Below are 12,369 nucleotides of genomic sequence, written 5' to 3' on the forward strand. Positions count from 1 at the left end.
GCCATTTCGTTCGCGCTGTACCAAAACCGTTTTTGTCAGCTTTGCAATGGAGGAGGGAGAACCCCATGCCGAAGAGGCTTGCGATCGTCACGTCGGCGATTGCGCTCATGCTCGCCCCCGCGGCCATCGTGGCCTGCGGCGACGACAGTGGTGATTCAGCGGCCAAGCCGAAGAGCAACGGCCAGGCGGCTCAAGGCGAGACGCTCGAGAAGGGCGTGACCTTGACGCTCTGGACGATGCCGAACTCGCCGCAGCCGAAGGAGGACCTGCAGAAGATGGTCGCCCCGTTCACGGCCAAGACCGGCGTGAACGCGGACGTGCAGGAGGTCGGCTGGGACGTCCAGTTCGACCGCATCCGCAACGCGGCGGTCGCGGGCGAGGGCCCGGACATCACGCAGGCCGGCACCACGCAGGTGCCGTTCTTCGCCGCGCTCGGCGGCTTCACCGACCTGTCCGACCGCGTCGAGGAGATCGGTGGCAAGGGCGCGTACGCCGAGGGCATCTGGAACACGACGCAGGTGCAGGGCCAGGACGGCACGTGGGCGATCCCGTGGTTCACCGAGGCGCGCTCGCTCTACTACCGCAAGGACGTGCTCGAGAAGGCGGGCGTCGATCCCGCCACGGCCTTCAAGGACCTCGACTCGTTCAAGGCGACGCTGCAGGCGATCAAGGACAAGGTGCCGGACATCAAGCCGTTCGGCGCGCCCGGCAAGAAGGCGTACGACCTCGTCCACCAGGTCATGCCGTTCGTGTGGGACCACGGCGGAGCCGAGCTCAACGCCGACGCGACGAAGTCGACCATCAACGCCCCCGAGGCCCAGCAGGGCGTGGAGTTCATGGCCGACCTGATCACGGACGGCCTCTTCGACAAGAGCCAGCTCGAGCGCGACGGCACGCAGGTCGAGAACCAGTTCAAGGGCGGCCGGCTCGCGGTCTGGATCGGCGGTCCGTGGGTGCTCGGCTCGGTCGACCGGCCGGAGGACGACACCTGGAGCGACGAGGCGCGCGAGAACGTCGGCGTCGCCCCGATGCCGACCGGCCCGTCCGGCAAGGCGTACACGTTCGTCGGCGGCTCGGACCTGATGGTCTTCAAGAGCTCCAAGCACCCGGCGGAGGCGTGGGCGCTGGTCAAGTTCCTCTCCGAGGACCAGACCCAGGTCGACTACGCGAAGTTGCTCGGGATGTTCCCGGCCCGGCTGGACCCCCAGCAGCAGGTCGGCGACTCCTCTGAGAACCACAAGGCGTTCTTCGAGGCCATCCAGACGGGCCGGACGTACGCGTCCATCCCGCAGTGGGGCCAGATCGAGAACGCGTACAAGACGCGCTTCGGGAACATCCTCGACAGCGCAGCCGGTGTCGGCTCGGACTACAACGCGGCGACCGTGAAGTCCCAGCTCGACGCGGCGGCGAAGGAGGCCGACGGGCTGTTGGCCCAGTCGGCAGGGTAGTGGCGCAGACAACCCTTCAGCCGCCCCCCGAGGCCAGCTCCGCCCGCGTCCTCCCCTCGCGGGCGGGGCGGCCTCGCCGCCGCCGCAACTGGTTCGTCTACGGGCTGATCGCGCCCGCCGTGACGTTCATGGTGCTCGTGCACCTGATCCCCACGGCGGGTGGTGTGGTGCTGAGCTTCAAGCGGCTCAACACGTTCACCTTCGCGCGGCTCTTCGACGCACCGTGGGCGGGCCTGGAGAACTACCGCGGCATCCTCTTCGACACGGCGAACCCGCTGCACTCCGGGTTCTTCGGCGCCGTCCAGAACACGGCCGTCTACACGTTCTGGGTGGTCCTGGGAACACTCGCCGGCGGCCTGGCGATCGCGCTGCTGCTCAACCGGCCGATGCGCGGCCAGCGGCTCGTGCGGACGCTGATGCTCGCGCCGTGGATCGTGCCCAGCTTCGTCGTCGCCGTGCTCTGGCAGTTCATGTGGCAGAGCGACGTCGGGATCATCAACAAGGTCCTCGTCGACTACACGCACATCCTCTCCGACCGCCCGATCTGGCTGCTCGGCGGGAACTCGATGTGGGCGATCGTCATCCCGAGCGTCTGGCGCGGCCTGCCGTTCGCGATGATCTTCTTCCTCGCCGGGCTACAGGCGATGCCGCCGGAGCTGCACGAGGCGGCGGCGATCGACGGCGCGGGACCGCTCCGCCGCTTCCGCTACATCACGCTGCCGCTGCTGCGGCCGCTGATCGCCGTGCAGCTGCTGTTCGGCGTGATCTACGCGACCTACCAGTTCGCGATCCCCTACATCATGCTCGGGTCCAACCCGGGCCCGGACGCCGACCTGATGATGACGTTGATCGTCAGGCAGTCGTTCTCCAACAACCTGTTCGGCTTCGGCGCTGCCGCCTCGGTGCTGCTCACGCTCGCGATGTGCGTGTGGGTGGCCTTCTGGTACCGCGCCTTCAAGCGAGATCTGGAGGTCACATGAGCGCGCGGCTCGTGAACAGGGGCCTCGACGTGCTCACGTGGCTCGTCCTGCTCCTGATGCTCTCGCCGATCATCTGGCTCGTCGCGGCCTCGCTGCAGACCGACGGCCAGCTCTCGACCGGCGCCTACAACCTGCTCGAGCCCACCTTCACGGCCTTCAGCCGGATGTGGAAGACCGTGGACTTCGAGCGGTACATGGTCAACTCGCTGATCATCTGCACGGCGGCGGCGCTGTGCGCGACGGCGTTCGCGTCGTGCGCCGGCTACGCGCTCGCGCGGTTCAAGTTCCGTGGCGCGACGGGCCTCTCACTCGGCGTGGTCGGCACGCAGCTGATCCCGGGCTCGCTGTTCCTGCTGCCCGTGTTCATGGGCTTCGTCTGGCTCAAGCAGAACACGCCGGTCGCGCTGTTCGACACCCACGCCGGGATGATCCTCGTCTACACGGCGTTCTTCACGCCTGTGGCGATCTACTTCATGCGGTACTTCTTCGCCGCGATCCCGCGGGACCTCGAGGAGGCCGCGATGGTCGACGGCTGCACCCGCTTCGGCGCGTTCGTGAAGATCGTGCTGCCGGCTGCGGCGCCCGGCCTCGTCGCGACGTTCGTCTACGCGTTCCTGTTCGCCTGGGACGAGCTGCTGTTCGTCGCGGCCCTGACGCAAGAGAACGCCGAGACGATCCCGATCGGCATCCGCAACTTCATCGGCAACTACCAGGAAAGGACGGCGCAGCTGATGGCGGCCGGCGTGGTCTCCACCCTTCCCGTGCTCATCGCCTTCTTCGCGACCCAGCGTTGGCTCGTGAAGGGCATCACCGCCGGGGCGGTGAAGGGATGACGGCCACCGCTCCCAAGCCCGCCGCCGACGCGGTCTCATGGCTTCCCAACGGCTTCCGCTTCGGCGCGGCGACTGCGTCCTACCAGGTCGAGGGCGCCGTGCGCGAGGACGGGCGCGGCGAGTCGATCTGGGATCGCTTCTCGCACAAGCCCGGTGCCGTCGTGGGAGGCGACACGGGCGACGTCGCCTGTGACCACTACCACCGCTGGGCCGACGACCTGGACCTGATGGTCGAGCTCGGCCTGGAGTCCTACCGCTTCTCGATCGCCTGGCCGCGCGTGCAGCCGGACGGGCGCGGGCCCCTGAACTCGCGCGGGGTGGCGTTCTACCGCCGGCTCGCCGAGGGGTTGCTCGAACGGGGCATCGAGCCGGTCGCGACCCTCTATCACTGGGACCTGCCGCAGGCGCGACAGGAGGTCGGCGGCTGGGCGGTGCGCGACACGGCGCTGCGCTTCGCCGAGTACGCCGCGCACATGGCGGCCGAGCTCGGCGACGTCGTCCAGGGCTGGATCACGCACAACGAGCCGTGGGTCGTCGCCTTCCTCGGGCACGCGCACGGGCGCAAGGCGCCGGGGATCAAGGACTGGCCGACGGCGCTGGCGGTCTCCCACAACCTGCTGCTCTCGCACGGGCTGGCGGTGGACGCGCTGCGTGCGGCGGTCAAGGCACCCGTCGGCATCACGCTGAACCTCAACCCGATGCGCGGCGACGAGCCGGCGGCCGTGGCGATGATGGACGCCCACCAGAACCGGTGGTTCCTGGACCCGGTGCTGCGCGGGACCTACCCCGTGGAGATGCTCGAGCACTACGAGCGGGTCTTCGGGCCGCTGCCGGTGCTCAATCCCGAGGACATGGACGTGATCTCGCGCCCGATCGACTTCCTCGGCGTCAACTACTACAACCCGACGTACGTGCGGACCTCGACGGAGGCGCCGCTGGGCGTGTCCACGGTCGTCCCGCGCGGGGCGACGACGGCGATGGGCTGGCCGGTCGACGCGAGCGGGCTGCAGGACATGCTGCTGCGCTTGCGCGCCGACTACGGCGACCTGGAGATCTGGATCACCGAGAACGGCGCCGCGTTCGACGACGAGCGGCTGGTCGACGGCGTCGTCGAGGACCCGTCGCGGGTGGCTTACCTGAAGACCCACCTCGAGGCGCTGCGCGCGTCGGTCCAGGCCGGGGTGAACGTCCAGCGCTACCACGCCTGGTCCCTGCTCGACAACTTCGAGTGGGAACATGGCTACGACAAGCGTTTCGGCATCGTGCGGGTCGACTACGACACGCAGGAGCGCACGCCCAAGCGCAGCGCGCTCTGGTACCGGGATCACATCGCGGCGACGCGGAAGGGTGGTGCGTGATGGCCTCGATCGCCTTCGAGGACGTGTCCAAGGTGTTCGACGACGGGACGAAGGCCGTCGACGGCCTGGACCTGGAGATCGCCGACGGCGAGTTCACGATCCTGGTCGGCCCGTCGGGCTCCGGCAAGTCGACCGCGCTGCGCATGGTCGCCGGCCTGGAGGAGGCGACGTCGGGCGCGATCTCGATCGGCCCGCGCGTCGTCAACGACGTCGCGCCCAAGGACCGCGACATCGCGATGGTCTTCCAGTCCTACGCGCTGTACCCGCACATGTCCGTGGCCGAGAACATGGGCTTCGCCCTGAAGCTGCAGAAGGTCCCGAAGTCGGAGATCGAGCAGCGCGTGAAGTCGGCCGCGGGGCGGTTGGGCATCGGCGAGCTCCTCGGTCGGCGCCCGAAGGCGTTGTCCGGCGGCCAGCGCCAGCGCGTCGCCCTGGGCCGCGCGATCGTCCGCTCGCCCGAGGCGTTCCTCATGGACGAGCCGCTGTCGAACCTCGACGCCAAGCTCCGCGTCGAGATGCGCGCCTACATCGCCAAGCTCCACCAGGAGCTCGGCACCACCACGCTCTACGTCACCCACGACCAGACCGAGGCCATGACCATGGGCGACCGGGTCGCCGTCATGCGCGACGGGCGGTTGGAGCAGCTGGACACGCCGCAAGCGTTGTACGAGCAGCCGTCCAACGTCTTCGTGGCCGGCTTCATCGGCTCCCCGGCCATGAACCTGCTCCGCGGCGTCGTCGACGAGACCGGCGTCCGGCTGGGGGACCACCTCCTGCCCGTCAACAGCGCCCACCGCGGCGACGTGATCGTCGGCATCCGGCCCGAGGCCCTGGAGCCGGCGGGCGCGGAGTCCGGCCCGGGCATCCTGGAGCTGCGCGTCGTCCTCACCGAGATGCTCGGCAGCGACGTCCTCCTGCACCTCCAGGCGCCGTCGTCCTCCGTCCTGACGGGCGACATGCTGGACACCTCGGACGAGGAGCTCATCGACGACTCCACGCGTTTCGTGGCCCGCGTCCCGCCTTCCCTGCGGCCCGATCCGGGGTCCCTCGTCCGCTTGCGGGTGGACCCGAACCGGGTCCATCTCTTCGATCCCGACAGCGAGCGCGTGATCGGTCGCTAAACTGGCACGCCGCCCGGTGGGATTCCCGAGCGGTCAAAGGGGACGGGCTGTAAACCCGTTGGCTTAGCCTTCGAAGGTTCGAATCCTTCTCCCACCACCTACAGAGATCCGGCGCGCCATCGCGCCGGATCTCTTTGTTTCTGGAGTGCCGTGGACGTCTTGCCGGTGAGGCGGAGGTCGCTACGGACGTCGGCGGCGTCGGGCGGCTCGCGCGATCGCGTGCGCGGACAGCGGCGAGGTGACGAGCACGAACAGGATCACGAGCACCGCGCTGGTGATGATCTCGGCGCTGCCGGTGGCCACGGAGGCCAGCAGGACCAGGAGGACCGCCGGTCCCGTCACCAACCCCGCCGGGTGCAGCTGGTGGTTGATGTCGCGCATGCGCAGCAGGCCGTAGAGGCCGATGGTGGCGAGCAGGAGGCCGAGTCCGAGCAGCACCGCGCCGAGCACGTCGAGCATCATCAGAACGGCCCTCCGCGGGTGACGTAGCGGGCGGCGACCAGCGTCGACGTGAGCGCGAGCAGCGCAAGGGCGAGGGCCGCGTCGATGTAGTAGGAGACATCGCGCAGGTAGGAGAGCGTGGTCAGCAGCATGATCACGATCGCCACGAGCACGTCGAGCGCGAGGACGCGGTGCAGGGTGTCCGGGGAGCGCAGCAGCAGGAGGCCGCCGCCGAACAGCAGCAGCGTCGACCAGCCGGCGGCGATGACGGCCACGATCTCCGGCATCGATCAGGGCACCACCTTGCGTTGGAAGCGCTCGTACGCTCGCCGGTGGCGCTCGCGCACGGCGTCGGGATCGCTGGCGTCGATCAGGTGGACGATCAGCACGTCGCGCTCCTCGTCGACGTCCACGGGCACTTCGTCGGGGGCCTCGCCCGTCAGCACGCCCCAGAAGGCGATGCCGTGCCGTGAGCGCTCCCCGCGCGGGATCTCGACGAACCCGGGCTGTCCGCCGCCGCGCAGGCAGAAGCGAGCCGTGCGCCAGCTCCCGAGGATCATCTCGAGCGCGGTGGTCGCGAGCACCGGACCGAGAGCGAGCAGTCCGCGCCACGACGGCGAAGGGGCGGACCGGCCGGCCAGTCGCGGCCGCAGCCCGACCGCGAGCACCAGGCCGAGTGCGAGCCCGGCGGCGGCGTCGGCGGGCTTCGTGCTCGTGAGGACGAGGAGGTAGACGCCCATCAGGGCCAGCGCCTGCACGATGACGCGGGTCATCCGGCCGCCCTCGCGAGCACCGCGGCGGCGTCGTGGCTGAGCGCGAGCAGCGGCTCGGGCCAGACCCCCATCGCCAAGACCACCAGCGCGATGAGCGCCACCAGCGCCTGCTGCGGCCAGCGGCTGCCGGCGCTCGTGCGCTCGTGGCGCCAGAAGTCGAATTGGTAGATCTGGAACACGTACACGAACGACAGCGCGCTGCCGAGGAAGAACAACACGAGCACGACCGGGTCGTCGATCGCGGCCCGGAAGAGCTCCAGCTTGCCGATGAACCCGGCCGCGGGCGGCACGCCCGCCACGCTCAGGGCTCCGATCACGAACACCGCGCCCACGAGCGCCCCGCGCAGCTCGACGGTGAGGAACAGCAGCACCTTGTTGAGCGCGTTGACCACCGAGTACAGGATCGCGGCGGCGAAGCCGACCTCGCCGCCCACCCCGACGGCCACGAGCACGTAGCCCACCTGGCCGATCGCCGAGTAGGCGAGCATCTCGGCCGACGTGCGCCGCGACACCGCCAGCAGGCCGCCATAGAGGATCGACGCGCTGCCGATCACGATCAAGGCGGTGCCGGCGAGCGCGAGCTCGTCGGGCAGCAGCTCGCCGCCGAACCGCAGCAGCCCGTAGGCGCCGATGTTGGCCAGCCCGCCGCTGAGGATGGCCGCGACCGCGGGCCGCGAGCCGGTGTAGACCGTCGGCAGCCAGAAGTGGAACGGGAACAGCCCGAGCTTGACGCTGAACGCGGCGAAGAAGCCGACGGCGATCAGGATCGCGGCGTTCGGGTCCACGCCCGCGGCACGCTCGGCGATCCGGGCCATGTCGAGCGTGCCGGTGACGTGGTACAGGCCGGCGACCGACAGCAGGAACACGAAGGTGCCGAGCAGGTTGACGGTCGTGAACACGAGCGCCGCGCCGAGCTCCCGGCGTGTGCCGCCGTAGGTGGCGAGGATGTAGGCGGCGGTCATCGCCAGCTCGAAGAAGACGTAGAAGTCGAAGAGGTCGCCGGTGAGGAACACGCCGGAGAGACCGGCGCCCAAGAGCACCACGAGCCCCGGGAAGACCCGTTCCCGCACACCTTCGAGGACCTCGTGGATCATCGCCGTCAGCACGGCCAGCGACGACAGCAGCGCGAACAGCACGCCCAGCGCGTCCGCGCGGAGCGTGATCCCCACGCCGGTCGGCCAGTTGCCCGTGGTCGCCTCCACCTTGCCGTCGGGAAGCACCTGGGTGGCGAGCACCACGAGCGCGACGAGGTTGGCGGCGAGCACGGCGACCGCCACCCAGCCCACCGATCGCTTGCGGCCGTCGCAGAGCACGAGCACGACGCCCGCGGCCCACGGGATCACGAGTGCCAGGGCGAGTGCGGTCACCGCGCGGCCGCCTCCTCGTCCTCGTGCTCACGGGAATGCCGGCGCTCGAGCTCCGCGTCGCGTGAGGCCTCGTCCTCGGCGATCTCGTCGAGCTCGCGCGACTCGAACGCCTGGACCACCCGCAGGACGAGCACCAGCAGCAGCGCGGTGACGGCGAGGCCGATGACGATCGCCGTCAGCGCCATGCCCTGGCTGAGCGGGTCGCTGATGTCGCTTTCGGTCAGCGGGTAGATCGGAGCGGCGCCGCGGGTGAGGCCCGAGGCGATCAGCGTCAGCACGGCGGCCTGGGAGATCAGGACGACGCCGAGGACCACGCGGACGAGGTCGCGGTTGAGCAGCAGGTACGCGCCGGAGCCGAACAGGGTGGCGGCGACGAGGGCGAAGATCAGCTTCACCCGTCCGCTCCTTCGACGAGCGTCGAGAGATGGTGGACGAGCGTCACGAGCGCTCCGCAGACGAGCAGGAAGACCCCGATGTCGAACGCGACCGCGGTGATCAGCTCCAGGGTCCCGAGCTTGACGACCTCGGCGTCGGGCGCCGGCCAGTGGGTGAAGGGCGGGTCACCGAAGACGATCGGCGCGAAGCCGACCAGCAGCGCGAGCACCAGGCCGCCGGCCGCGATGACCGGCGCGTGACGGAGGATCGGCAGGCTGCGCTCGGCGCGCCGAGGTCCGTAGGTGATGTACCGCAGGGAGATCGCCAGCGCGACGATGACGCCCGCGGAGAAGCCGTCGCCGACGTCGGTGTACCCCTTGACGATGATCGCCGCGGCGACCATCACCGCGGGCCCGAGCAGACGCGGGGCGACGACCTCGATGATCGCGTTCACCAGCTCCTCCCGGCGCGGAGCAGGCTGGCGACCCCGACGATCGCGACCGCCAGCACGGTGATCTCCACCATGGTGTCCAGCCCACGGAAGTCGGCGAGGATGACGGTCACGACGTCACCGCCGTGCGCGTCCTTGGCGCGCTTGACGTGCTCGGCCGCGTCACCGGTCGTCTGGCTCGTCCGCGACAGCGTCGCCCAGATCACGACGAACGACGTGGCGCCCGCGACGACCCCGCCGACGACCGCGCGCCGGCGACGTCGTGGTGGGCGGTCCCGGCGGGGTTGGGGCAGCCGGGAGAAGACGCCGACGAACACCAGGGTGAAGATCGTCTCGACCAGCACGGCCACCAACGCGACGTCTGGAGCGCCGGAGACCGCGTACACGGCGGCAAGGGCGAACCCGAGGACCGAGAGGGCGAGCACCGGCCGCAACCGGCCCGGATCACGGACCGCGGTGAAGGCGGCGGCCACGCACAGCACGAGGAGAACGATGATCGGCAGATCACCCGCCGCGACCGGGCCGACGATGAACGAGTTCTCGGTCGGGGTGAACACGAGGCCCAGGGCGACGAGCACGCCCGTGGGCACGAGCACCGCGGCGATGCTGTTGCGCAGGTCGCGGACCTCTGCGTCGTGCAGTCGGTCCGAGCAGCGGTTGAGCGCCCGCAGCGAGGTCCCGTACACGCGGCGTGGGCCGACGCGATCGCCCACCCGGGCGACCGCGCCCACGAGCGCCGCGCGGGCACGCGGGACGAGCACGAACGCTGCGCCGAGCGCCCATGCCGCCAGGGCCATCAGGTTCTCCGCCCGCGCGTCGACGTGGTAGGCAGGGTGGAGGTCGACCGGAGCGCCGTACGTGACCGTCGCGGCGTCATTGGCCAACTCGGTGAACGGGCTCACGACGAACCCGCCCACGAGCGCGATCGCGGCGAGCACCACGACCGGTGCGACCAGCAGCGACGGGATCGCGCCGGCCGCCGTGCGCCGCGGCCCCGTGAACAGGCCGAACCAGAACCGGGCGATGTAGGCGAAGGTCAACGCGGCTGCGACGACGGCCATCACCGCCACGAGCCAGCCGCGCTCGCGTGCGGCGGCGAAGAACAACTCGTCCTTGAAGAACCCGAGGGTCAGCGGGAGCGCGGCGAGGGTCGCCGCCGCGACGCCGCTCGCCACGGCCAGCACCGGCATCGTGCGCGCCAGCCCGCCGAGGTGCGAGAGCCGCGCCTCGCCCGTCGCTTCCGTCACGGCCCCCGCGGTCATGAACAGGGCGCTCTTGGCGATGGCGTGCGTGATCACGTAGAGGGCGGCGGCGCCCGCACCCGCCGCGCCGCCGATCCCGTACAACGTCACGACGTACCCGTACTGGGAGATCGTCGAGTGGGCCAGGATCTGCTTGAGCTCGTCCTGCGCCAGGGCCAGCAGGCCGCCGATGACGATCGACGCCAGCCCGATCACCAGCAGCCCGTCGAGCAGGACCGCGTCGAGCGCGAGCAGCGGGTGCACCCGGCCGAGGACGAGCACGCCGGCCGCCACCATCGCGGCCGAGTGCAGGTACGCCGACACCGGCGTCGGCGCGGCCATCGCGCGCGGCAACCAGAAGTGCAGCGGCACCTGGGCGCTCTTCGCGAGGGCCGCGACCGCGATCAGCGCGCAGGCGACCGTGGTCGTCGTCCCGGCCTGCGCGCGGTCGAACAGCTGCGGGAGCGAGAACGTGCCGTATTCCGCGTACAGCAACACCGCGCCCAAGAGCAGCGCGACGGCGCTGACACCGGTGACGAGCAGCGCCATGAGCGCCGCGCCGCGTGCCTCGCGCCGGTCACGGTCGAAGCCGATCAGGAAGTACGACGCAACGGCGGTCAGGTCGAAGAAGACGAACAGCAGCACCAGGTCGCGCGCGCACGCGAGCCCGATCATCGAGAGCATGAACAGCGTCATCCATGGCCAGAAGCGGCGGGCCTCGGTCGCGGGGCGCTCGCCGTGCGCCAGGTGCAGCGGCAGATAGGCCGAGCCGTAGGCGAACACGGCGGTGCCGATTCCCGTGGCCAGCAGGGCGTACAGCGCCCCGAGCCCGTCGAACGCCAGATCCAGCCGGAGGTCGAGCGTCGGCGCCCAGGCGACGTCGACGCTGCCTCCTCCCGCGAGCCACCCCGCGAGACAGACCGCGAATCCGGCGAGCGCGCCGGCAGTGGCGGTCCAGGCGAGGGGGTCGGCGCGAGACGACTTCACGGGATCGCGACCATCCGGGTGCACATCATGCCCGACCACTCGACCGCTCGCCGCGCCGGTACGATGGGCCGCGCGCGCCGGCGATGAGCACCTCCGCCTCACACCCCTCGGCAGTCGCGGCCGTCTGCGCCGTGGACGAGGACGCGTACGCGGCCGACGTGGTCGTGCTCGGCACCTGGCTGGCCTCGAAGCTCGAGCTCGAGCCGCGGTTCGTCCACGTCGCTCCGGCGCAACCGCGGCCTGACGCCGCCGACCTGCACCTGCTGAACGCGGCGCGCGCCGCCGCGTCCGCGCTCTTCGAAGACCTGCGGCTCCCGAGCGGTCGAACCGAGATGGTGGTGGCGGAGAGCGCCGCGGCCGGCATCCTGGGGGCGGCGCGCGAGCACGGCGCCCAGCTGGTCATCATGGGCTCGCGCGGCCAGGGCGCGGTCACCAGCGCTGCCCTGGGCAGCACCACTCGAGCCGTGATCGCCGAGCGCGAAGTCCCCGTGGTCGTCGTCCGGGCCGGCGCTGCTCCGGTCACGCTCGGAGGGCCGCTCGTCTGCGCGGTGGTGGACGACGGTGCCGATCAGATCGCGCTTGCCCAAGCGGTGGGGCGGATGGCGGCGAGACTCGGCGCTGCACTCGTGTTGGTGCACGCCGTCGAGCTCGGCTCGGTCAGGACGGGCTCGCCACGTATGCCCGGCCCGCGGGTCGACACGGACCGCGGTGCTGCCGAGCGGCTCATGCGCCAGGTCCTCTCGAAGCTTCCGCCGGGCCTCGACGTGGACGCGCGCGTCCGCCCCGGCCGGCCGGCGCCGGTGATCGCGGACGTCGCCGATGAGGTCTCCTCGGACCTCGTGATCGTGGGGCACCGCGCTCGGGGAGCGGTCGCCACGGCGGTCACGGGGAGCACCGCGCTCGAGCTGATCGGCATGGGCACCCGTCCGACGATGCTCCTTCCGCCGCGGTTGGCCGACGGGTTCCTGCCGTTGCGTCGGTGAACAGCCGCTCC

The 12,369-nt window shown here is 70.7% G+C and carries 13 protein-coding genes and 1 tRNA gene; 7 read left to right on the plus strand and 7 right to left on the minus strand.

Annotated features, from left to right (window positions below; translation table 11 throughout):
• Positions 1-65: 65 nt before the first annotated feature.
• From C8N24_RS15150 to C8N24_RS15175, 6 genes are all read left to right on the plus strand, one after another.
• Positions 66-1,448 (plus strand): sugar ABC transporter substrate-binding protein, encoded by a 1,383-nt coding sequence (locus C8N24_RS15150; RefSeq protein ID WP_121251086.1) that lies wholly within the window; start codon positions 66-68, stop codon positions 1,446-1,448.
• Positions 1,448-2,428, plus strand: coding sequence for a carbohydrate ABC transporter permease (locus C8N24_RS15155; RefSeq protein ID WP_121251088.1), 981 nt, complete (start codon positions 1,448-1,450; stop codon positions 2,426-2,428). Before C8N24_RS15150 ends, C8N24_RS15155 begins: the two co-directional genes overlap by 1 nt.
• 11 nt (positions 2,429-2,439) lie before the next feature.
• Positions 2,440-3,261 carry a carbohydrate ABC transporter permease gene (locus tag C8N24_RS15160; RefSeq protein WP_211339978.1) on the plus strand — a complete coding sequence of 274 codons (822 nt, stop codon included), beginning with the start codon at positions 2,440-2,442 and terminating at the stop codon, positions 3,259-3,261.
• On the plus strand, positions 3,258-4,619 hold the full coding sequence (locus C8N24_RS15165) for a GH1 family beta-glucosidase (RefSeq protein WP_121251092.1): 1,362 nt from the start codon (positions 3,258-3,260) through the stop codon (positions 4,617-4,619). The genes C8N24_RS15160 and C8N24_RS15165 overlap by 4 nt, the downstream gene beginning before the upstream one ends.
• The gene (locus tag C8N24_RS15170; protein WP_121251094.1) at positions 4,619-5,740 is read left to right on the plus strand and encodes an ABC transporter ATP-binding protein; all 1,122 of its coding nucleotides are present in this window, start codon (positions 4,619-4,621) and stop codon (positions 5,738-5,740) included. The genes C8N24_RS15165 and C8N24_RS15170 overlap by 1 nt, the downstream gene beginning before the upstream one ends.
• A 15-nt stretch (positions 5,741-5,755) precedes the next feature.
• Positions 5,756-5,837 (plus strand) — tRNA-Tyr (locus C8N24_RS15175).
• Between the two features lie 83 nt (positions 5,838-5,920).
• On the opposite strand, the gene C8N24_RS15180 is transcribed toward C8N24_RS15175, so the two are convergent.
• The 7 genes from C8N24_RS15180 to mbhE are packed head-to-tail and all read right to left on the minus strand — an operon-like array spanning position 5,921 to position 11,375.
• Positions 5,921-6,202, minus strand: a complete 282-nt coding sequence (locus tag C8N24_RS15180) for a monovalent cation/H(+) antiporter subunit G (RefSeq protein ID WP_121251096.1) — start codon at positions 6,200-6,202, stop codon at positions 5,921-5,923.
• On the minus strand, positions 6,202-6,468 hold the full coding sequence (locus C8N24_RS15185) for an MrpF/PhaF family protein (RefSeq protein WP_121251098.1): 267 nt from the start codon (positions 6,466-6,468) through the stop codon (positions 6,202-6,204). The genes C8N24_RS15180 and C8N24_RS15185 overlap by 1 nt, the downstream gene beginning before the upstream one ends.
• Positions 6,469-6,471: 3 nt before the next feature.
• Entirely contained in the window at positions 6,472-6,954 is a 483-nt protein-coding gene (locus C8N24_RS15190; RefSeq protein WP_121251100.1) for a Na+/H+ antiporter subunit E, read from the minus strand.
• Positions 6,951-8,321 (minus strand): complex I subunit 5 family protein, encoded by a 1,371-nt coding sequence (locus tag C8N24_RS15195; RefSeq protein ID WP_121251102.1) that lies wholly within the window; start codon positions 8,319-8,321, stop codon positions 6,951-6,953. Before C8N24_RS15195 ends, C8N24_RS15190 begins: the two co-directional genes overlap by 4 nt.
• Positions 8,318-8,716 (minus strand): NADH-quinone oxidoreductase subunit K, encoded by a 399-nt coding sequence (locus tag C8N24_RS15200; protein ID WP_121251105.1) that lies wholly within the window; start codon positions 8,714-8,716, stop codon positions 8,318-8,320. The genes C8N24_RS15195 and C8N24_RS15200 overlap by 4 nt, the downstream gene beginning before the upstream one ends.
• Positions 8,713-9,150 carry an MnhB domain-containing protein gene (locus C8N24_RS15205; protein ID WP_121251107.1) on the minus strand — a complete coding sequence of 146 codons (438 nt, stop codon included), beginning with the start codon at positions 9,148-9,150 and terminating at the stop codon, positions 8,713-8,715. The genes C8N24_RS15200 and C8N24_RS15205 overlap by 4 nt, the downstream gene beginning before the upstream one ends.
• Positions 9,147-11,375 carry a hydrogen gas-evolving membrane-bound hydrogenase subunit E gene (gene mbhE / locus C8N24_RS15210; protein WP_245971863.1) on the minus strand — a complete coding sequence of 743 codons (2,229 nt, stop codon included), beginning with the start codon at positions 11,373-11,375 and terminating at the stop codon, positions 9,147-9,149. Before mbhE ends, C8N24_RS15205 begins: the two co-directional genes overlap by 4 nt.
• 131 nt (positions 11,376-11,506) lie before the next feature.
• Here mbhE and C8N24_RS15215 point away from each other — a divergent pair, with 131 nt between their 5' ends.
• Positions 11,507-12,358 (plus strand): universal stress protein, encoded by an 852-nt coding sequence (locus C8N24_RS15215; protein ID WP_170179116.1) that lies wholly within the window; start codon positions 11,507-11,509, stop codon positions 12,356-12,358.
• Positions 12,359-12,369 lie beyond the last annotated feature (11 nt).

The organism is Solirubrobacter pauli, from assembly GCF_003633755.1.
Lineage (GTDB): Bacteria > Actinomycetota > Thermoleophilia > Solirubrobacterales > Solirubrobacteraceae > Solirubrobacter > Solirubrobacter pauli.

What these genes read in the sequence shown, in the direction of transcription:
- C8N24_RS15180 (WP_121251096.1), bottom strand. Translation starts at nt 6,202, where the DNA reads ATGATGCTCGACGTGCTCGGCGCGGTGCTGCTCGGACTCGGCCTCCTG.
- C8N24_RS15170 (WP_121251094.1), top strand. Translation starts at nt 4,619, where the DNA reads ATGGCCTCGATCGCCTTCGAGGACGTGTCCAAGGTGTTCGACGACGGG.
- C8N24_RS15150 (WP_121251086.1), top strand. Translation starts at nt 66, where the DNA reads ATGCCGAAGAGGCTTGCGATCGTCACGTCGGCGATTGCGCTCATGCTC.
- C8N24_RS15165 (WP_121251092.1), top strand. Translation starts at nt 3,258, where the DNA reads ATGACGGCCACCGCTCCCAAGCCCGCCGCCGACGCGGTCTCATGGCTT.
- C8N24_RS15190 (WP_121251100.1), bottom strand. Translation starts at nt 6,954, where the DNA reads ATGACCCGCGTCATCGTGCAGGCGCTGGCCCTGATGGGCGTCTACCTC.
- C8N24_RS15185 (WP_121251098.1), bottom strand. Translation starts at nt 6,468, where the DNA reads ATGCCGGAGATCGTGGCCGTCATCGCCGCCGGCTGGTCGACGCTGCTG.